This window comes from Williamsia sp. Y844 (genome assembly GCF_056786475.1).
Genome location: NZ_JBXCJB010000002.1, coordinates 17,130 through 38,501 on the forward strand (window position 1 = coordinate 17,130; position 21,372 = coordinate 38,501).

11 protein-coding genes are annotated in these 21,372 nt (G+C 58.1%); 9 read left to right on the plus strand and 2 right to left on the minus strand.

Annotated elements, in window-relative coordinates; all coding sequences use genetic code 11:
- The first annotated feature begins 235 nt into the window (after window positions 1-235).
- Genes AC1TQG_RS12545 through AC1TQG_RS12560 form a run of 4 tightly spaced genes read left to right on the plus strand, consistent with a single transcriptional unit; the run spans window position 236 to window position 6,231 of the window.
- Complete coding sequence (locus tag AC1TQG_RS12545) at window positions 236-1,768, plus strand: ATP-binding protein (protein ID WP_482137365.1); 1,533 nt, start codon at window positions 236-238, stop codon at window positions 1,766-1,768.
- Entirely contained in the window at window positions 1,761-2,738 is a 978-nt protein-coding gene (locus tag AC1TQG_RS12550) for a PD-(D/E)XK motif protein (RefSeq protein ID WP_482137366.1), read from the plus strand. The genes AC1TQG_RS12545 and AC1TQG_RS12550 overlap by 8 nt, the downstream gene beginning before the upstream one ends.
- Window positions 2,739-2,753: 15 nt before the next feature.
- The gene (locus AC1TQG_RS12555) at window positions 2,754-5,735 is read left to right on the plus strand and encodes a Z1 domain-containing protein (RefSeq protein ID WP_482137367.1); all 2,982 of its coding nucleotides are present in this window, start codon (window positions 2,754-2,756) and stop codon (window positions 5,733-5,735) included.
- Between the two features lie 37 nt (window positions 5,736-5,772).
- Entirely contained in the window at window positions 5,773-6,231 is a 459-nt protein-coding gene (locus AC1TQG_RS12560) for a very short patch repair endonuclease (RefSeq protein WP_482138718.1), read from the plus strand.
- Here AC1TQG_RS12560 and AC1TQG_RS12565 read toward each other — a convergent pair.
- Window positions 6,228-7,337 (minus strand): DNA cytosine methyltransferase, encoded by a 1,110-nt coding sequence (locus tag AC1TQG_RS12565; RefSeq protein WP_482137368.1) that lies wholly within the window; start codon window positions 7,335-7,337, stop codon window positions 6,228-6,230. The genes AC1TQG_RS12560 and AC1TQG_RS12565 overlap by 4 nt on opposite strands.
- A gap of 241 nt (window positions 7,338-7,578) precedes the next feature.
- Between AC1TQG_RS12565 and AC1TQG_RS12570 the strand changes: the two genes are divergently transcribed.
- The 5 genes from AC1TQG_RS12570 to AC1TQG_RS12590 all read left to right on the plus strand — a co-directional run bounded on the left by AC1TQG_RS12570 (window position 7,579) and on the right by AC1TQG_RS12590 (window position 20,614).
- The gene (locus tag AC1TQG_RS12570; protein WP_482137369.1) at window positions 7,579-12,276 is read left to right on the plus strand and encodes a DEAD/DEAH box helicase; all 4,698 of its coding nucleotides are present in this window, start codon (window positions 7,579-7,581) and stop codon (window positions 12,274-12,276) included.
- A complete protein-coding gene (locus AC1TQG_RS12575) occupies window positions 12,239-13,999 on the plus strand; it encodes an ATP-binding domain-containing protein (RefSeq protein WP_482137370.1) in 1,761 nt (586 codons plus the stop codon). The genes AC1TQG_RS12570 and AC1TQG_RS12575 overlap by 38 nt, the downstream gene beginning before the upstream one ends.
- A gap of 284 nt (window positions 14,000-14,283) precedes the next feature.
- The gene (locus AC1TQG_RS12580; protein WP_482137371.1) at window positions 14,284-17,175 is read left to right on the plus strand and encodes a helicase-related protein; all 2,892 of its coding nucleotides are present in this window, start codon (window positions 14,284-14,286) and stop codon (window positions 17,173-17,175) included.
- A complete protein-coding gene (gene drmB / locus AC1TQG_RS12585) occupies window positions 17,150-18,886 on the plus strand; it encodes a DrmB family protein (RefSeq protein ID WP_482137372.1) in 1,737 nt (578 codons plus the stop codon). Before AC1TQG_RS12580 ends, drmB begins: the two co-directional genes overlap by 26 nt.
- A 249-nt stretch (window positions 18,887-19,135) precedes the next feature.
- On the plus strand, window positions 19,136-20,614 hold the full coding sequence (locus AC1TQG_RS12590) for an SIR2 family protein (RefSeq protein ID WP_482137373.1): 1,479 nt from the start codon (window positions 19,136-19,138) through the stop codon (window positions 20,612-20,614).
- Between the two features lie 127 nt (window positions 20,615-20,741).
- On the opposite strand, the gene AC1TQG_RS12595 is transcribed toward AC1TQG_RS12590, so the two are convergent.
- A complete protein-coding gene (locus tag AC1TQG_RS12595; RefSeq protein WP_482137374.1) occupies window positions 20,742-21,281 on the minus strand; it encodes a hypothetical protein in 540 nt (179 codons plus the stop codon).
- Window positions 21,282-21,372: the final 91 nt, after the last annotated feature.

Here is a 21,372-nt window from a genome sequence, read left to right on the forward strand (position 1 = left end):
ACTGGTCGATCCTATCTGTGCTGCCACCAAGGGCGTGTCGGGTAGGGGAGCGAACGGCCCGACTCCGCACAGTTGGCTTCACAACCGCACTACATTGACGTCGCTAGATGATTCTCTCGCCGGTGCCATTTGGGCGACGGAATGACAGACGGCTGATGTGGTGTTGCGACCAAGCGCTGGCTCGTTCGATATGTTCGGGTTGAAATATCGTGAGTTACGAATCACAGGGACAGGCATGGCAGACGACTGGAAGTTCGAAGTCCCCACAACGGGTACCAAGCATCTCCCTCCAGACGCGCGGTACATGGAGGCGTTGAGCAGCCAAGGGTATGGATTCGAGGTCGCCATCGCTGATCTGGTGGACAATTCCATCGATGCCGGCGCGAAAGACGTGGTGATCCACTTCCTGCGTGAGGACGATCGTTTGATCAGCCTCCTCGTCATCGACGACGGTGAAGGCATGTCGGAAGACGGCCTCGACGTCGCGATGACAGTGGGCGGTCGTCAAAGCTACAGCGCACAGGCATTGGGCATGTTCGGCACGGGTTTGAAATCGGCTTCCCTGAGCCACGCGTCTTCGGTTACGGTCATCAGCAAAACTCGACGAACACGTGCGGCAGGACGACGCTGGCTCATGGAGCGCGCCCTATCAGGTTTTCAATGCGACGTGGTGGATCCGGACTACGCGCAAGGCCTCATTGATCGATACTACGAGTGTCCGATCGTGTGGCACGGCACCGTCATCCGATGGGATGGAGTCAAGAACTTTCCACAGAACGGCGCAGGTGGCCAAACGGATCGCTACCTGCATCGCACCATCAGCAAGCTGGCACTGCACCTAGGACTACACCTACATCGGTTCCTGTCGCGGGACGACTTCAACATCACGATCGCAGTCGAAGATGCCCAGAGCGGAGTCGAGTACATGAACTTCGGGGTTATCGCACTTGACCCTTTCGCCTACCCGGTCACCGGCCACCCGGAGTACCCGCGAACGTTCGTGGCAGATGTGGGATCTGTTGGCCTCGTCGAGTTCGATGCCCACATCTGGCCGGCGAAATCCACGCTCGACGAGTACAAGGCTGTCGGATCGGTCATCGACCGCCAGGGCTTCTACTTCTATCGCCATAACAGACTGGTCCAGGCCGGCGGTTGGAACAACTTCAGGCAGCCGGAGCAGCATCTTTCGCTCTCGCGCGTGGCCGTGGACATCCCAGACGGTTCGGAGAAGGTGTTCCGGATGAGCGTCAAAAAGGATGGCGTCGAGATGTCGCCTGAAGTCGTGACCTCGCTCGAGAACGCCCAGGACACCACGGGCCGGCTCTTCCCGCAGTTCGTTGTTGACGCAGATGGCGTCTACCGCGATTCACGCAAGCGGTCTGTGGTGAGCCGCACCCCGGTTATCCCTCCAGGCAAGGGAATCGACGCGTCCGTACGGGAGACGGTCGAGGAGGAGCTTCCATTCATCCCGGGAGAAGACCCGATCGCGGTTCGCTGGCAACAGCTCGATCACGGCCAGTTCTTCGAGATCGATCGCAACAACCGCGAGATACAGCTGAACCAGTATTATCGCGCCGCAATCCTCGGGGGTCGACGCGGCACTCTGAACGATGCACCGCTCGTGAAGTCCTTGGTGTACCTGATGCTCAATCAGGTGTTTAAAACTGAGTACAGCGGGAGCCGCGAAAAGGACAACCTTCAACTGTGGCAGGCCATCCTGGTTTCGGCGGCGCGGGCCGAACTGGATCGGGTAGCTGACCATGACTGACCAACATCAGCCAGGTGAGTTGCGATGGTCCGCCATTGAGCACTACCTCGCGGAGGCGCTGGAGACGAGTTATCGACTGTCGGAATCCGGCGCGCATCCACTCGTGCAGTACGAAGTGGTCGACGACGGGCGGGAAATCGCGCTATTTGTTGAACTCGAACCCGGCCATCGCCCGCCGCACTCGCGATTGCCCGCCGTCTGCATCGACCAGGTATCTCATCGAGGGCTTCGTATGGCACGGATTCGAACGACGGAGCTCTCGCTTCTTCGCGACTTTCACGATTTGTTGATCGCGATCGCGGGCCGTATCAATGCAGGTAGCTCCCTGAACGTCGCCTTTACCGAGACCATACGGTCTTGGAATGTGTTGCTGGATGAACAGCGTGTTGCCTCTCTACAGAAGCGGCTCGGTCTCCATGGCGAGTTGGCAGTCCTTCGCTTGCTGGCGCTGGATTTCGGGTGGGATGTTGCGATGCAGTCCTGGACGGGACCAGCGAACGAAGAACGCGACTTCGTCCTTCCTGCGTTCGACGTCGAGGTGAAGACGACCTCGTTAGAGCGCCGGCGCCACGCGGTCCACGGGTTCAGACAGCTGGAGCCTTCTCCCGGACGTCCTTTATGGTTCACGTCTATACGACTGACCCGCGGTGGGGCGAGCGGACGATTACTCTCTGAGTCGATAGAAGCAGTTCGACTGTCGGCCACAAACGAAAGCGCCAGCGCAGGGGCGCGGCTGACCGACCTTCTGGCGGAAGCGGGCTGGAGCGCGGACCACTTCGACGACGAGCGATGGGCTTTGCGGGACGAGCCATTGTTCCTGAAGTCGAAGGCGGTTCCCAGACTGCGGTTCGACAATCTCCCAACCGCCTCGCACGACCGAATCTTGTCGGTGCAGTATGAGATTGACGTAACCGGGCTCCCTACTTCGGATGACTCCCCGCTGAACCCCTCAACACTCTGCCTTCCCTGAAAGACGAGGATCACCATGACCGACACGCTTCGACTAGACCTGCACCGCGCCGTATTGGCGGACATGAACGGAAGCAGACCGAAGCGGCTCTCACGCGCACTCAACTATCAGGTGGAGGATATGGCCGCTGAGGCGCAGACGTATGCGACAGAGGCAGACTTCACGCAGGCCCTTACGGCGGCTCGTCCCTCGGATCCCCTCATCGAGCTGTGGCGTCGCCAATTGATCCACTGGGACTACCGCGACGCGCCAGAGTGGTCATCGTTCGACCTGAGAACAGCTGGCCGACGCGAAGACGTATATCGTGCACTTGACCTCGACCCGCCCACCAAGCAGCTCCTGACCGACTTGATTCCGGTTCCTAATGAAGACGGCCCGGTCGTGATCGCCGAGAATCACGAACCCTGGTATCCGCCAGAGAGATTGGGAGACCGTCAGTGGTACTGGCCGTCTTACCATAATCTGTTGCTGGACAAAGGGTGGCCTGTCGCAGCGGTTAACGGTATCGATGAGGCGTCTGACCGCATTGTGGAGCGCTTAGCGGACCCCACGCGATCAGAGGCATATCAATCCAAGGGTCTCGTTGTCGGATATGTGCAGTCGGGGAAAACCGCGAACTTTACCGGCGTAATCGCAAAAGCGATTGACGCCGGGTACAGGCTGGTCATTGTCTTAGGTGGCACGCTAAATCTGCTGAGAGAGCAGACTCAACGCAGGCTCGACATGGAACTCGTAGGACGAGAGAATATCCTCAGAGGCGCAAGCGAGTTCGAGTCCGACTATGCAGACGACCCTGCATGGATCAAGGGCAAGTTCGTCTCTTTCGGTCAGCTACCATCGGCGCTCGGGGCATTTGACATCGTGCGGATGACCACACGCGAGAAAGATTATCAGAGTCTTCGTCAAGGAATCGTGGCTCTCGAATCTGAGAAAAGGGAGCCCGGACTTCCACTCTATGATTCAAGAAATCTGGATCGGTCCTCGGCCCGCCTGATGGTTGTCAAGAAGAATAGCTCGGTCTTGAAGAAACTTGTGAAGGACCTAAACAATATTACGACGCCTCTGTCGGAAATACCGGTCCTGATAGTAGACGACGAGTCCGATGAAGCCTCGCTGAATACCGTAGATTTAGGGAAGCCGAACGCTGAAAGAACGGCAATAAATCGAAAAATATCGGAACTTCTAGAGATGTTGCCGCGCGCGCAATATGTTGGCTATACTGCCACGCCTTTCGCGAACGTTTTTGTCGATCCAAGCGATAGTGAAGACATCTTCCCCAAGGACTTCATCATCTCGTTGCCTCGACCATTCGGATACATGGGTGCATCGGATTTCCATGACCTGGATTCATCCCTGTCGGACCACGAGCGAACTTTTGCGAACTCAAACGAGAAAGCGCATGTGCGCGACATTAGTGGAGAAGATAACGACGACACATGTCTACAGCGAGCGATGGACATGTTCGTTCTCACTGCTGCTATTAAGCTCTATCGTGAGGCCAACGGGGGCTTGGGCGACCGGTTCTTTCAGCATCACACCATGTTGATTCACGAGTCTGGTTGGACCATCGAACATCGTGAACTGCTGGCCAGGGTGACGAAACTCTGGTTTGACTCTGGCTATACAGGCCCACGCGGCCATTCCCGCTTGAGCGACTTGTTTGAAACCGACGTACAGCCGGTTTCGCGAGTTCGCGCAGCCGGTAACTCTGTTCCGTCTACCTACCAGGAGCTGATGCCCTTTATTGGTCCGGCAGCGATTCGGATCGGGGGGGACGAAAAACCTATAATCGTGGTGAACGGCGACAAAGATATAGAGACGGGCGAAGCCGACTTCTCCAAGCGATCGATTTGGAAGATTCTAATCGGCGGGCAGAAGCTATCGCGCGGGTTCACCGTTGAGGGCTTGACGGTCACGTATTTCCGACGTCGCGCTGGCAACGCCTCAACGCTAATGCAGATGGGCCGGTGGTTCGGCTTCCGCGATGGCTACCGTGACCTGGTTCGCCTGTATATCGGACGCCTTGAGAAGGTGGGGAAGAAGGAAATCGACCTCTACGAGGCGTTCGAGGCGGTGTGTAACGACGAGAACAGTTTTCGAACAGAACTAAAGCAGTATTCGAAGATGGTTGACGGAGTCCCGCAACTCACACCTGCGCAGGTTCCGCCCCTGGTTTCTCAGCATCTTGCGTGGCTTAAGCCGGCGAGTCCGAATAAAATGTATAATGCGCGGCTCGTTGAAATAGCGACACCTGGCGTCTGGAAAGAGCCAACGGCGTATCCGACTAGTGCCGCTGATCTCAAGAAGAATAACGAGCTTTGGCAACCAGTGTTTGACTCTCTTTCGAAAGATGCCACGGATTTTACCTACAGTTTGGGTGATACTAGTTTTCCTTTGAAGGCCTTAACGGCGAAGATTACAGCGAAAGACCTATTGGGTCTTCTTAAAAAACTCAAGTGGGTATCGCCAATTCAATTCGCGCCGTATCTGACATATCTGAGCAGAATTACTGAATCTGAACCTCCGCAAGTAAATGACTGGCTTGTCTTCGCTCCGCAGCTTCTCGGCTCAGATGTAACTTCGGACGCTATGGCGCAACCCGGGCTGGTTTTGGGGTCACACGATCGCTCCTTCTCGTGGTTCGCGCGCGATCGACGTCGTGGTCCGTTATTTGGAGCAATCAGTGACCCGAAGCACCGCCCGGTACCGTCTTTCGTCGCTGGCGCGTCAGACGGAAGCTTGTCGCCCGCTAAGGTGGGAGAAACGAAACTCGTCGCATACGACAGACGCGGCGCTCTCATCTTGTATCCTATCGTCGAGTCGCAGTACCGTGAGGAGTTGCGGTCGAACGGCGGACGGCTTGATCCAAGCAAGGTGGTCATTGGATTCGGTTACGTCGCACCGAGTTCTGCACAGAGCTCCGATGATCGCGTAATTAGATTCACTACTTTCGATTCATCGAAGGCGAGTTCGCCGATTATCGATCTGGAAGGTTAGTCGAAACGAACACGACGTCGCCGTGGTGGGGGTGGAGATGAAGTCAAAGTCTCTGGCGCGCGGTAGTTCGCGTCCCGTTGCCTCGTCCGAATCGGTCCAGGCCCGCATGAGCAAGCAAAAAAGCCGAGACACTCAAGCTGAGCTTTTGATCCGGCGGGAACTTCATTCCCGCGGTATTCGCTACCGCGTTGATGTCCGACCGGAAAAAGATCTCCGGGCCCGAGGTGACATCGTGTGGCGCGGTCTGAAACTTGTCGTCTTCGTCGACGGGTGCTTTTGGCATGGGTGTCCTCAACATGCGACACGACCGGCAGCGAACGCTGAGTGGTGGGCTGCAAAACTTGATGCCAACATGACGAGGGACCGACGAACCGACGCAGAATTACAAAGTCGCGGATGGACGGTCCTGCGATTCTGGGAACACGAGGCTGCGGAAGGTGTTGCAGACGCAATCGTCGGGACTATTGATTCGCTTCGGACGGGCACGGCACGCTAGGTGAGACGTTCGGTAAGCGGTGCCGGTAATTGGCTCGAATTGACGGCGTAGTCCATGCCATGGCGCGACCTACTCCATGGTGTGTCAACGATCTTGTCCAGCGCAGCGTCGCTAACGGGTAGCTTGGTTGCCGCGGCCAACACGTGTACGGCCAGCCGTGGCGGGATTGCATTACCGATCTGTTGGCCGATGTTGCTGCCGGCCCACGGAAAGTCCAGCGGAAAAGTTTGAAGGTGACCTGCTTCGGGCAGCGTGAGTCTATCTGACTTGCCGTCAACATACTGCAGCCTGTTCCTGGTCACCTTGCCGGTGACAGTTGCCGCTGGCTCTTCGGAAGTACGCCTGCCGCGATTCTTGGGGTCCCCGCCACTCCCGTAGTTGGAGATGACGGTGAACTCTCGACCGCGATCGATAACCTCACCCATCGAGACCCACGGCAGCATTCCGATGGCACCCTGCCGAGGGCTGCCCTTCCGGTACTTCTCATGAGTAGGAGTCGGCAGGGCAACTTCGTCTTGGTGGCGGGCCACAAGAATTGCTCGACGGCGAGTCTGAGGTACACCGTATTGCTCGGTACGAAGTATGCCGTGATCGATGCGGTAGCCGTTCTGCGCTAGGACTTCGCCCACAGCGACCCAGACAGGCAGCACGGACGGGACTTGTTCCAGAACGATCGCCTCGTATGGTCTCTCGTCAGCGAGTGCTTCGAGAGCCCATCGTAGGGGTTGGAGCACGAGTCCCGTTCGCTCGTCCTCGAGCTCGTCGACACTTTCTGTGATATCCCGGTCCCGTGCCATGTCTTCGACGAGTGAGAGGACCTTCTCCAGGGCTTTGCGCCCCGATCCAGTCCCGGCGAGCGTGAACGTCTGGCACGGTGGTCCACCAGTGAGAATCGTTGCACCTGGGAAATCCTTCGGCCCGAACCTGCGTACATCGCCCTGCACCGTCGCCAGGCCGGCTGCCGCACGAGTTGCGCATGCGTTGGGGTCGATTTCGACGCCGACCACTGAGAGTCCGAGCCAGGATGCGCCCACATCGAGTCCCCCCGGACCCGCGAACAGATCTACAACCTGCGCTTGAGCGCTGCGATCGGATTCGTCTGTCATGTCAGCGATAGTAGCCGGCGGGGCGACATCCGAACCGGTCCGGTGGGCGGATGGTGTCGGCACACGTGCACGAGACGAACCGAGCGGTCACGGCGCAGAGGGGTGTGGACCGGAAAGTTCCGTAGTTCAAACAACCTCTTTTGATCGGGTTTCGCCCGCCGTTGTCGGATACACCTGATATCACTTCTCTTGAAACGGTATGTGGGAGTGGCAAGTTAGCCGCTGAGAATGTGGAGGCTCGATGTCTGAGCAGGGGTGGGCAAGTCCCGACCAGTCGCTCGTTGGTCTGGTGAACGATTTTCACGCCAAGTGTGTGGAGGTTTACAAGCAGGACTCCAACCGCGTACACGAAGATGCAGGCAAAGAGCGCGGTATCGCCGAGGGTGGTTACGGCCGAAAACAGATCCAGGAACTGATCCAAAATGCTGCGGATGCCCTTAGAGAGTCGCCGGGGCGGGTCCAGGTGACCTTGACGGCAGAGGCCCTCTACGTCGCCAATCAGGGCAGGGCTTTCGTCGCTTCTGGAGTGCGCGCCCTGCTCTACACACACTTGTCGGATAAGACCGGCAGTGAAATCGGCCGCTTCGGCCTCGGCTTCAAGTCCATTAGCGGTATCTCTGACAGACCGCAGATTTTCAGTCAGTCGGTTTCCTTCGAGTTCAACCGCGTCGAAACGGCGCGTGAGCTGACCAACGAGGTTGGCGAGCATCTGGAGCCAGCTGACGTTCCAGCGCTGAGGTTGGCTTGGGTGCTTGATGCAGAACAGGAAATGCGGTCAGACTCCGTCCTCGCGGCGCTTTCCGAGTGGGCGGTGACGATCGTCAAGATACCGCTAAGGCCAAATGTGGTCGAACAACTTTCAGTGGAGATTGGTGAGTTTGATGAATCTTTCAATCTTTTTGCGCCACACGTTAGGCTGCTCGATCTCCGCGATGAGGTCGCAGGACGAAACCGCCAATTCGCCGCTTCCAAGCGAGGCAAAAAGATCGTGCTGACCACTGAAGACGGTGAGCAGGAGTGGTCGGTTTTCACCGTAGATCACCAGCCATCGGAAGCGGCGCTGGAATCCGCGGGGCATTCAGCGCGTCGTGAAATTGTGCAAGTGAGTTGGGCCGTGCCTAAGACTGGTAAGGGTTTAGGTCAGTTAAGTGCTTTTTTCCCGGTAAAGTCCGAGACCACCCTTAGTGGCCGAATCAATGCGCCGTGGAAACTATCCGATGACCGGATAAATGTAATCGAGTGCCTATTTAACTATGAGATTCTGACCGAGGTATTACCCAGGCTTGTCGTTGAAGCTCGAAAGGATCTCGTTGTGGAGGGCGGCTATGCCCGATATATCGATACATTGCCCGCTCGTGGAAAGGAAGATCGAAGCTGGGCGGATAAGGTGCTTAACGAGCCGGTGTTTAAAGCGCTTCGGGCCTCCAGGTGTCTGCCAGATCTGGACGGTCAACTCAGGTCCCCGAGCGCTCTTAGGCGAGTCCCGAGCGAACTGGTCGGTGACTATGCGGCGCGATGGCTTGAGGTCGCAGGCGAAAGAGACCAGTGGGTTCATCCGGACTGCACTGGAACTGTTGACCGGCGGTCGCGAGTCGATCGACTTATGCAGGACAACAATCAACGTTTGGGTCGGGTGCTCGACTGGCTGCAAGCTGTCGTTGCAACGCCGGATGCTGACCATTCGGCCGCAGCAATTGAGATCGCGTCGAAGGTCCAGGGGATAAATGACAGTGTTCGCATGGACGTTCGAGAGTCGCGAATCATCCTGTTGGAGAGTGGAAAGCTACAACGGCCGGTCAGTGGACGTTGTTTCATTCGAACGGATATGCAGCAAAGCGCGGCGGCATTTATCGACCGTGAGGTGACAGAGAGACCACAGACGCTCACCGCGCTGGAGCAGCTGGGTATCACCCCCTTCGACAGCGGTGGTGAAGTGCTTCAGCTTCTTGCTGACCTCGCGAGTGGGCGTCCTATTGAGTGGGATCAGCTCTGGATAGCCATGCGTGGCTCCGGAGAAGCGACGGTCCGCGAAGCGTTCGATCGGATTCTGCAGGGCAAGGCGGCTTCAGTCGTCCACGTGCTGGACGGGCGCGGGATTTGGGTCCTCCCCGAGGGTAAATATCTCGCTGGCGAGTGCCTGAAGCAGCTGAAGGATGATGAGAAGCACCTGGTCGACGGTGAGTATCATGCCGCGGATGTCGAGATCCTTGCGCTATTAGGTGTTCGAGGGCGGCCCGTACCGGGACTCCGCGGAGGAGAGAAATGGGTAGGTGGGTACGTCAAGGAGGTCAGACGCGACGTCGGTGACCAAATGCGACTTAGCTTATCTGCGCGCGAGAACATGCGGATCGACGGACTGGATTCGCTGCTTGGACCGTTGCAACTACTTCCTGACTTGACCTTGACTAATAGGGTCGCGCTTACAGTCGCTGTGATCAAACACCTTCATGTCCCTCGCGTTAAAGTGACACATCCGCAGGTGGGAAAGGCTGGACGGTTCACCGCCGCCGAGATCTGGTGGATCAAGATGCACGGCTACTTGCCAACGGTGCTCGGGTCGGTGCCGGTAGGCGAGGCTTTTCATCCGTCCTCGAATACCGGTGAGATTGAAGGATTGGTGCCGTGCGTAATTGGAGTTGATCTCAGCGAAGAAGCCAGTCAGGTGCTTGGTCTCCGGACGGAAATTTCTGAGCTTAGCAGCGGTGACTTCACTCGGCTGCTCGGCACGCACGTCGCCCGCGACGACGTCGAGAGAGTCGGTGCACTCTATGCGTGGTGGTGCCACACTTATCCTGATACCCCTCCTGCAACTCTCAGTGTTCGGCGCGGCGCCGATTGGGTGGTTTTGCCGGCCAGTGAAGTGGCAGTGGCCACTTCAAATGAAGCCCAAAGAGACCTCGAAGAATTTGGAATCCCGTCAGTCGTGGTAGACAGCCCCGACGATGCTTACAACTTGCGGGAGTTCTGGGGATGTATGGAGGGACGAGACCTTCCGTTGAGTTACAGCTACGAGACAAGTGCTGAGCCGGTCCGTCTGGTGGATGTCTTTAACGTCTTCGACGAGGTTGAGATGGAAGACGAGCCAGATGATCTCACCCTGCAGAAGTGCTTATCGATTAGCAAGATTGCTCTGGTCCCAGGGCGCCCGGAAATGCGTGTAGGGTGCGTCCAGGCGCGAGAAAAGAATACTCTTCTTGTGACCGGAAGCTCGGATCATCAAGTGTTGAAACAGATTCTGACGTGTCTGGAGCTCGATGATTCAAATGAGCAAGTAGACGTATTCCTAGATGGAATCCAGCGAAGAAAAAACACCAAGAGGCTTCGAGATATCAGGCGAGCAGCGTCGGACGATGAACGACTCCTATTGTTCGCTGGCGAAGAACGTCTTGAGGCATTAGTGCCCCGCGATGCACTAGAATACGTTTCGAAATCCCAGCTTCGTCCGCCTCGTGGGCTAGAGCTGGCAGGCTTATGTGTCACAATGTTCGGTACGCGTGTGCTTGAGCGCGTCTGCAAGGTTGATCCCCAAAACCTTCCGGTTACGCCGCCCTCCACGTGGCATGGTTCGTATTCAACGCGAAAATGGGTTAGTGAGCTCGGATTTAGCGATTCCTGGGCCGGAACAAAGATGCTCGGCCGAAACAAACCGACGGAGTATGTTGACGGTCCAATCAAACTGAAACCCCTTCACGACTATCAGAAGACCGTGTCAAACCGCCTTCTTGGAATGCTGATTGGCGACGGTCCGAAACGCGGCATTATATCGCTGCCAACCGGCGCTGGAAAAACGCGCGTCGCGGTGCAGACGATTATTTACGCTATCCGGGGCGGCGCACTTGGAAACTCCAACTCAGACCTGCCTGGCCCAATTCTGTGGATAACCGATGGAAAAGAGCTCTGCGAGCAAGCAATTGATACTTGGTCATACTTGTGGCGAGCCGAGGGCGCGGAGGATGCTCAACTAATCCTGAGCAGGTACTGGTCTAACTACGAAACGGTAGAAGAGACGGGCGGGGTCCAGGTTGTTGTGGCGACGTGGAAGAAGCTTGCCAGGAGTGCCATTTCGAATCCAGCATTCGCCTGGCTGTCGGAGTCTCCCTTGGTCGTCATCGACGAGGCTCACGGTGCGGGGCATCCCTCCTACCGAAAGATCCTTGAATGGAGCGGGAGAACCGTCGATGAGCGCGCTAAGTTGCTTCTTGGTCTTACGGCCACGCCCTATCGGGGGCGGAGAGACAGTGACGAAACGAAGCGTCTGCTGAGGCGCTTCGACAACAACTTTCTCGACGAAAGCGTGTTCGGTACTGAAAGACCACAAGTTCGTCTGCAGCGCGACGAGGTCCTAGCGCGTGCGTCTCTAGAGATTCTTGCCGGTACCGATATTCGGTTGTCGGCGAGTGAACTCGAGGTATTTCGCGAGAAGTACTGGATGCCAAGCGATGCCGAACGGAGGCTGGGCCGCGTCCACGAACGAACCCAGACAATCGTAGAGTCGATCCTAGGCAAACCGGATAATTGGCAAATTGTCGTGTTCGCTGCTTCCGTCGAGAACGCACAGACGCTGGCGACGCTGCTGACTCTTGCTGGTCGTCCGGCGGCGTCGATAGATCAAGACACCAGTCCTGATGATCGCCGACTCGCAATTGAGAGATTCAAGTCCGAAGATCTACGTGTGCTTACCAACTATGCGGTGCTGTCACAAGGGTTTGACGCCCCAAAGACGAGGGCCGTTTATATCACGAGGCCAACGAGCAGTGAGATGCGCTACCAGCAGATGGTTGGACGTGGCCTGCGAGGACCCTTGAATGGTGGTAGTGACGAGGTTTTGATCGTCAACGTGATCGACAACGTCCTAGAATTCGGAGACAGTATCGTTTTCGACAGCCTGAAAGAGATCATCGATGCCGGAGAACCGGAGTCCGATGAAGTTAGTGCTTGATGATTCGCAGCGACGAGTCCTGGAGGCACCAAACGACGCGCGCCGGATGGTGGTTGCCGGCCCAGGAGCCGGAAAGACGGCCACGAGTATCGCTCTCATCGAGAAGATCAGTGGCTCCGACGCCGCCAGCGACCAAGACGCATCGGTACTGTACGTCTCATTTTCGCGCGCTGCGATCCAAGCAGCCGTTGACGCCTTTGGTGGGGAACTGGCCGGCCTGGACATTTCCGTTGCAGCCATGACGCTCGACTCGCTGGCATGGCAGTTGACGGGTACCGGATCCGAATTGCCTCGGCCGAGTAGCCGTGACTTCGATCGGATCGTCCGAGAAGCCGCGGCTCAGCTCAGAAATGAGTATGACGGCGAACTGGATGATGTCGTTCATCTCATCGTCGATGAGGCACAGGACCTTTCGTTGGAACGTCGCACCCTTCTCTGTGCGATGATCGATCACCTGCCCGACGATGCCGGGGTGACTGTGTTCGGCGATCCGTTGCAGGCGATCTACGAGTTTCTCGACGATTCGCGAACGGAAGGTCAGTCAGCGTGGACTCAGCTGGAAGCTGAGCTTCGCCGCAGGGGTATCAGCGATACGCTGACGCTGAACGGGTCGTACCGAGCGCGGCGCCGAGGACCGAAGAAGGTCATGACCGTGGCGCGAGAGCTCAGAACGGCGTCTGACGGGGAGCGGTTGGACGGGTTGGATGACCTCGTCTCAGATCTCACGCATCTACAGCTCCCCGAGCTCGCCGTGAAGGCGGCCGATTGGAGTGGTGGGACGGCGGTCCTTGTCCGCACCAATGCAGAAGCCCTCCGCCTGTTCCACGAACTCAGCAGCAGCGGTCTGAATTGCGTTGTGCGTCAGCAAAGGCGTTCACGCTCAGTAGTGGCGCCATGGGTCGCGGAGCTCTGGGCGACGCTTGGGGGAGCACCGGCGACAATGGCCGGTTTCACAGCCTTTTCGGAGATTCGCGAGGACGTCGATCCTGGCTGGTTCCGGTTGTTATTGCACGCCTCAAACTCGGGGTCAGAGATTTCCTGGCGCGCGATAGCCAAACTTTGCGCGTCTACTTTTGAGCCAACTCAACCGTGGTTTGATCACCGAACGAACGGTGTGGTCGTGTCCACGATCCACCAGGCCAAGGGACTCGAGTGGGACAACGTGGCGGTTGTCGATGCGCGGGCCCTTCTGAGGCCTGTCGGCCGGCGCCAACCCGAGAGTGAACTGCTCTTCGTCGCGCTGACCCGCGCCCGTGACAAGATCGTCATCATCGACTGGGAGGCCCCATTCACCAAGAATCTCCGTGGTACCGGGCTTGTATATCGCCCACACCCGGCATTCGACAAGCCAACCGAAGTGGCCATCACGCCTGCCGACCTCCGTTCTGACGCACGTGTAGGCGAAGACGCAGGGCAGGAGGCATTGGTGCGTGCTGATTCGAAGGCGCGCATCGGCTTTCAGCTCCTTGCCTCAGGAAGGGCGGAGTGGCCGACCTACCGATGTCGGCTAGGTGATGTCGCAGTTGGTGTTACAACGGTCGAGTTTGGAAAGTCGTTGGCAAAGCTTTACAGAACGCGTCCGTCCTACGGTTGGCCAAACCTCGGGAGTGTGGCCATCGAGGGTATCGAGTCGAGATGGTCAGTCGAGGATGGTGTTCGATTTTGGTTGAAACCACGGCCGTTCGGTTTTGCGCAGGTAGTCGATCAGGGGAGTGTTCAGTGAGCGAAGACCTTTCGCCGTGGTACCAGGCTCGAGATGAGATCGTTGCCGGACTCGAGGACGAGCTGGCCGGCCCTGTCGAGGCAGTCGCGCTAAACGAGCCGCCGCTCAACCGAATAGTCGTGGGTGTCCTACATCCCCGAAGGTCGGCGGTCGTATCGACCGAATCCGAGTATCACGAGGGCCTCGAGGCCGACGAAGCCCAAGAATTCACCGGCGGCACACCAGTTGCCGACGGAGCGACCGAATCGGCGGTCGCACTTTCGCACGCAACAAAACCATCGTCAATGGGCCTCACCTTTACTGTCGATCCTCGAGAGACCCCAGACATCAGGGTGATGGCGAGCGCTCGGCGTTATGAAGCTGCCGAATCAGGTAGTTGGTCGCCGATCGATGTGAATTCTGACCTGGCAAAATCGATATCCACCACCACAATGACTCGGATCGATGAACCCATCACCGAGGGTGATCAGAAGCTGCGTTTGGTTGGTCTCGTGAGGCCGGTGGTCGACGGGCAAGTGAGAGTGACGCTTTCGCTGGTCAACGGCGCATCAGAAGCCGATATCAAGGGACATAGTGACGCGCACTGCTGGTTTCGGCCCCAGATCGTTGTCAGCGCTATCACGGGCGGCTTCATCGACAGGCGACGACCACGAGAAACAGAGAGCAATGATCCAGACGCCAGGTCGAGTGAGTTCTTGTATCGGAACGAGCCTTCGCTTGCAGTAGGACATGGTTGTGCCGTCATCTGGGACGAGTTCGCTGAAGTCGTCAGGGATCTCCGGACGACTTTCATTCCAGTACATGATGTTAGGTTGGCGCGGCCGTCAGGCGGGGATGACTCCGACGACTATGGAACCTATCGGCTGTCGATGAGCGAACTGTCCCGGAACAGTGATTTCGCGCAGTTGGAGGAGATGGCAAGCGCCTATGAGCGCTGGATTGCGGAGCGACGGCAGGCAGCCGAACAGATGCCGGTCGTACATCGCATGCCGGCGCTGGAACACATGGATCTTGCCGCCATCTGTGCGAAACGCATCCGCAAGGGAATAGAGGCCCTCGAAGACCCGACAGTCGGGCGCGCCTTTCGTCTGATGAACGAAGCCATGGTCGAGCAACGTAATGCACAAGACAAGGCCCGCGGCGCTGTCCTAGGTGAGCAGGAGTGGCGGCCGTTCCAGCTCGCGTTCGTTCTGATGAACATTTCGGCAATCGCCGACCCGCTCGACAGCGATCGAGAAGTAGTCGATCTGCTGTGGTTTCCAACGGGCGGTGGGAAGACCGAGGCCTATCTCGGATGCATCGCGTTCTCCATCCTGCTGCGCAGGTTAAGACGCGAGGACGACGGCGGGGTCTCGGCGATCATGCGCTACACGCTTCGGCTGCTCACCCGCCAACAGTTCGAGAGGGCCGCAGGTCTCATCTGCGCACTCGAATTGATCCGGAGACGCGAATTGCCGCAGTCGAAATCGATCTCCTTGGGATTGTGGGTCGGAAATCAAGCTACGCCCAACAAGGTGGACGAAGCTCGAGAGATTCTCAACAAGTACGCGTCTGGAGAACAGCCCGAGGGGTCAACCCCGGTTCAGCTGCTTCGCTGTCCGTGGTGCGGTGTCGGACTCAGCCATCGTGACTACGACGCGAGCAACCGACGGGAGCTGATCATCTCGTGCCCGAACAGTTCGTGCGATTTTGCCAACGGGCTGCCCTGTTGGGTCACCGATGAGGATGTGTATCGCGAGAGGCCGTCCCTGATCATCGGCACAGTCGACAAGTTCGCGCTGATGGCGTGGCGTCAACAAGTGGGTCCGCTGCTGTCGGTCGACGGCCCTGATTCTCGACCCGACCTCATCGTCCAGGATGAACTTCATTTGATCTCAGGGCCCTTGGGGACCATGGTCGGGCTCTACGAGTCAGCGCTCGACCTCGCGTGTACCGGTGCCGGGCGGCCCAAGGTACTTGCGTCGACCGCGACCATCCGCCGCGCCCAACATCAGGTCCGCAAAGTGTTCGATCGCGAGTCGGTCCAGTTTCCGCCCCCTGGGCTTGATCCGTCGGACAATTACTTCTCCGTCGAATCGACGCCGCAGCAGAAGGGGACCAGACGATATGTCGGGGTAATGGCGCCGGGTACCAGCCAAGCAACAATGCTGGTCCGATTGTATTCGTCGCTTCTTCAATCAGCACACGCGTTGGGGGTCGACGACAAGGTCAAGGACGACTACTGGACTCTGCTCGGCTATTTCAACAGCCTCCGGGTCCTGGGGTCCACTTACCTGCAAGTGCTCGACGACGTCCCTGATCGGTTGAAGGTGGTGGCAGCTCGCCGCGGAGCTGATCCGCGACTGATCTCCCAAGAGCCGGTCGAGCTGACCTCACGCGTGGACCAGACCAGAATCCCTACGGCGATGGCATCCCTGGAATCTTCATATCCGTCGCCCGACAGCCCCGACGTTGTGCTGGCCACGAATATGATCTCAGTCGGCCTGGACATCGACCGGCTTGGCCTCATGGTGGTTGCCGGCCAGCCGCAGAGCACCTCTGAGTACATCCAGTCGACCAGCCGCGTCGGTCGTCGTCACCCAGGGTTGGTGATTGTCGCGCTCAACGCGCAGAGATCCCGCGACGCGTCCCACTATGAGTCGTTCATCCCGTTTCATCGAGCTCTCTACCGAGAGGTGGAGGCAACTACGGCTACACCTTTCGCGTCCCGGGCTCGGGACAGAGGTGCTCACGGCACGCTGGTGTCGGCGGTACGACTGATGGTTCAGGGGTTACGTGAGGACGGATCGGTATCGAAGATCGAGCGCTACAGGTCGGAAGTTGACGGCATCGTTGACTCCTTGATCGCAAGGGCAACTCGCGTCTCGCCAGAAGAGGCCGACGCCTTCGCTGATCAATTGAAGGCACTGGTCACTACTTGGTCCGAATCCGCCGAGAGAGATCAAGTCGACGAGTATGGAAAAATGTCCCACCCGAAGGCGTCCCGTCGGCGGTCGATAGCGCAACCACTGCTCACCTCTGCCAGCGACGGCTCGCAACCTGCGAGTTATCCGGTGAAGCAACCCGCTTGGCCGACTTTGTCAAGTATGCGCGACGTTGATGTCGAGTCCCGTATGTTCGAGAAATACTTTGCGCGAGAGGCACAGTCAGATGGCTCTGAGCCGAAATCTGAGTAAACGTCAGCCAGTCAAAGCGACAGTTCGACGGACGCAGTTGATTACCACGTACGGCGTCGGAGCAATCTTGCCAGTCGAGTCAGAGAGCTTCATCGTCGCGGGACTGGACAATTGGAAGCCCCGGCCTGAGGAGCTTGTCGACGAACCGCGGTTGTGCAGCTTGCTCGGGGTGAGCCGCCTCTACTCGCCGCCAGGCGGCGAAGGTGGCTCGATGGTTCCGATCGCGCGCTTCCCAGAGTGGGTCTACTGCCCGAATTGCACACGACTCGACAAGTTCGAGCGACTCGCGGACAAGGTGGAGGGCCGTTACGTCAACAAATGTCGGCACTGTATTACGAAAAGACTTGTGCCATCACGTTTTGTCGCGTGTTGCACAAACAGTCACATCCAAGACTTCCCCTACGATTTCTGGGTGCACCGGGGTGACAAAATCGGAACCGAGAAGCACCCGCTAAGGATCACGACCGACGCGGCCAACTCGACATTGGCAGGCATTTCGGTCACATGTTCATGTGGTGCTTCGAGAACACTGGAGGGCGCGCTGGGTAGCGGCGCATTCGGTATGAAGTGCGGCGGTGCATCCCCATGGCTCGACGGCGACCGTGAGAATTGTGGCGAGCAGCTCGTGGGTCTGCAACGTGGCGCGTCGAACGTCTGGTTTGCGGATGTGAGATCTGCGCTCACTGTTGATCGATCTGAAACGAGAGTGGAAGAGGTTCTTGCCCTTATCCTTCCGCAGTTGACGGACATCGAAGGTGACGACCTCGCTGCGATGCTCGGGATCCTGGCTCGGAAACATGGTGTCGACGCTGACGAACTCATCGACGCATACCGGCGACACAAAGGTGATCCCACATCGTATGAGGATGCTGTCAAGGCACTTCGAGGTGACGAGTACGAGGCGCTCGGCCGGTCGCACCCCGAAGTACACGGATCTGAGACCTTCGTATGTGTTCCCGAGTCGGTATCGTCAGAGGACGGTATCGCGGACCTGGTGGACCTTGTATCGCGCGTCACCAGGTTGCGCGAGGTCCGGGCACTGCGTGGGTTTGCGCGTGTCAGCGCGGTCAAGGAAACCGCCGCCACGTCCCCCGGTGCTCTCTCTCGGAAGCGCGTGGACTGGTTGCCGGCGGTAGAGGTTCTCGGCGAGGGAGTATTCGTTCGATTCCGTGAGGAGGCCCTTGCGAAGTGGGAGACGGAGAAGTTCGCCATCACGCGGGCCGCGACCCTCACCGCAGCAATGCAATCGGCGGCGCCTGCGCAAGCGGGAACGGTCGATCCGATTTCGCCGAGACTTCTGATGCTCCATTCGTTGGCACATGCGCTTCTGAACGAACTTGCACTGGACACGGGCTACCCGGCGTCATCGATCCGGGAACGGGTTTACGGCGAACCAGGCCAAACAGGCATCCTGCTCTATACCGCAACCGCGGATGCGGCAGGCAGCCTAGGCGGCCTGTGCTCGCACGGGACGGTTCAGAACATCACGAAGATCATCGAATCCGCGACTGAGCGAGCGCAGTGGTGCTCGGCCGACCCCGTTTGCCTGGAATCGATGTCGACCGGAGCGGGAGCTGCGAACCTTGCTGCATGTCACTCATGCCTTCTGGTACCGGAGGTTTCGTGTGAGCTACAGAACCGCATGCTGGATAGAGCCTGTCTGGTTGGTACGGAGCGTCGGCCGGCAGCGGGTTTCTTGCCCGCTCGCTAGCGGAACCGCCAACGACCGCGCCGCCGACCGAACCGATGCTCGTTCGCTGGGCGTTTCGGTCGCGGTCGAATCGAGTTCGGCCTCGGCTCACCATCGTTGGGCTCTTGTGGACGCTACCGTAACGACCGGAAGTGTGTCTTCGAACGGTGCTTCCGTTGTGGCGAACCATGGCCCCGGTGCCGAATGGTACTGCGCTCGGATGGCCGGAGGATTCCGCGTTTGTCCGCCGGGTGGGGCTAGATTCGGCGAATGAATACTAACTCGCCCAGTGGGCACATCTTCCTGGTTCATGGTCGCATCGAGATGGTTGAGCATGACGTGGCCGTGGTGCCGACGGACGCTGGTTTCCATGTTCAGTCGGGATGGCACGCGCTTCTGACCGCCCCAATCGCAAATGTGCGACCATCAAGCTGGCCCGCCCACTACGCCCAGAGTGCGCACAGCGCCAACGTGTGGTTCATCGATGTCGGGGACGTGCTATCCGCTGGACTCGATGTCCTTGCTTCTCGCGTAACAGAGTTGCTGAACACAATCGTCGACAGCCGGGACGAGCCAGGCGGCGGGAGGCCTGTACTTCGCGTCGCGATGCCGATTCTGGGTATTGCTGGTGGTGGAATGGCTGCCCGAAAAGGTGAAGTCATTGTGACGCTGTTGGAAACGCTGCAGGAGGCCGTCAGACGGCTCAGAATCGACGTCATCTTGGTGACGCCAGAGCGAACAGTCTTCGCAGCTGCGCAGCATAAGCGCAGGGAGATGGGTTCCTGGCCGCTTCCGAAGGCGTTAATTGAAAGTGCTGACTCACTAGGTGCGTTGGCAGCCGCCAAGCACTTAGCGTTATTCATCGGTGCCGGGGTAAGCGTCGCAGCGGGTTTACCTGGATGGGACGACCTATTGGATCAGCTTTCAGAGCACCACTCAAAGAGGCTCGACGACCTCAAGGACCTCCCCGCATTGGACCAGGCGCAGCTCCTGGAGAAACGTCTGGAGGGAAAGCTTGGCGCTGAGGTTGCGGCGATCATCAAGAAGGTCACGCGGCCGTCGCTTGCTCATGTGCTTCTGGCCAGTCTGCAGTGCAACGAAGTGATCACGACGAATTACGATCGCCTCTACGAGGCTGCTGTAGGTGCAACCGGGCAAAAAGTCGACAGTGTATTACCTTGGGCGACAACGTCACCCCGCTCGCCTTGGATACTGAAGATGCACGGCGACGTAGATCACGAAGACAGCATCGTTCTGACTCGACGTCACTTCGTCAGATATGACGCTGCGACAAGACCCGCAGGGTCGTTGCTGCAGTCGTTGTTGATGACTCGTCATCTGATGGTTGTCGGGGCATCGCTCAACGATGACAATGTTTCGCGGCTGACGCTCGAAGTCGATCAATTTCGCAGTGACAGTGGTGTGATGGCGCCATTTGGCAGCTTCGTTGACGTGTCAGACAGCCATGCGCGGCGTGAATTGTGGAGTGATCAACTCGAATGGATTGACTGCACAGGAGATTCGATCAAGGAGCGAGTGAGGACGATGGAGGTGTTTCTCGACCTCGTTTCCGCAAAAGCGTCGACCGACGCCCCTTGGCTATTGGATCAACGATTCGAAGGGATGCTAGAGAGCGATGCGCGCAAAATAGCTCGAACGGCAAGGAAACTCCTCGCCGAGGCAATGGACACCGGGCGGGGTTCGGTTCGACCACTAGTCGAAGCCCTGAAGGGGCTGGGTGCACAGTGATGTTCAGGGAGGTCGGGCTCAGTCTTCGATGATCAAACGAAGCCGTCATCGGTGAGTCCGTAACCGGCAGAAGTTATCTCGTGTCGTTGCCCCGATCCTTCGACGACTCGACACCAGCTCTCCGAGATCAGCGTTGCTTCGACACCGTCCGCCTCCAACCAATAGCTGAATCCGCCGTACATGCCGGGGACACCGAATACATCTTCACCGATTCGTATTCGAGTAGCGGGTCCAGCTCGGGTAGTCGTAGCTCACGAGTGGGGTCGATTTCCTGGATCCGGCCGCGAATGACCTCGTGGAAATAATCGCGGATGACACGCAGAATTCCAGTTGGTACCGAATTTCGGAGGACCGGTTCGAGCAATTGCTCGAGGTGTTGGTTGTTTCGCCGCACTGCTACATCAACGGGACGCTCACCACGGTGATTCAGTGGCGTCCGCCACGCCCCGGAATTCAAGAGCGCCTGGACGACTTCTGCTGGTGCGTCCAGGTATGCCGCCTGGTGCAGCGGTGTATATCGCGAAACGCTGTCCAGTCGAGTGCTGTTGATCAGCTCAGGCTGTTCTTTCAACATGTCGGTGACGGCGTCCCAGTGTCCGTGCTTCGCGTGATCCGCAAACTCGTGGCGTGCTCGTACTGTCGACGTGTCGAAGTGTGTCGAAGTCACGATGCCATCCCAACGCGGCTCAGTGTCCACTGCTTGCTGCCTTTCATCAAGCCCCGGAGCGTAATGATTCAGCTGTCACGTTCTTGCTGAT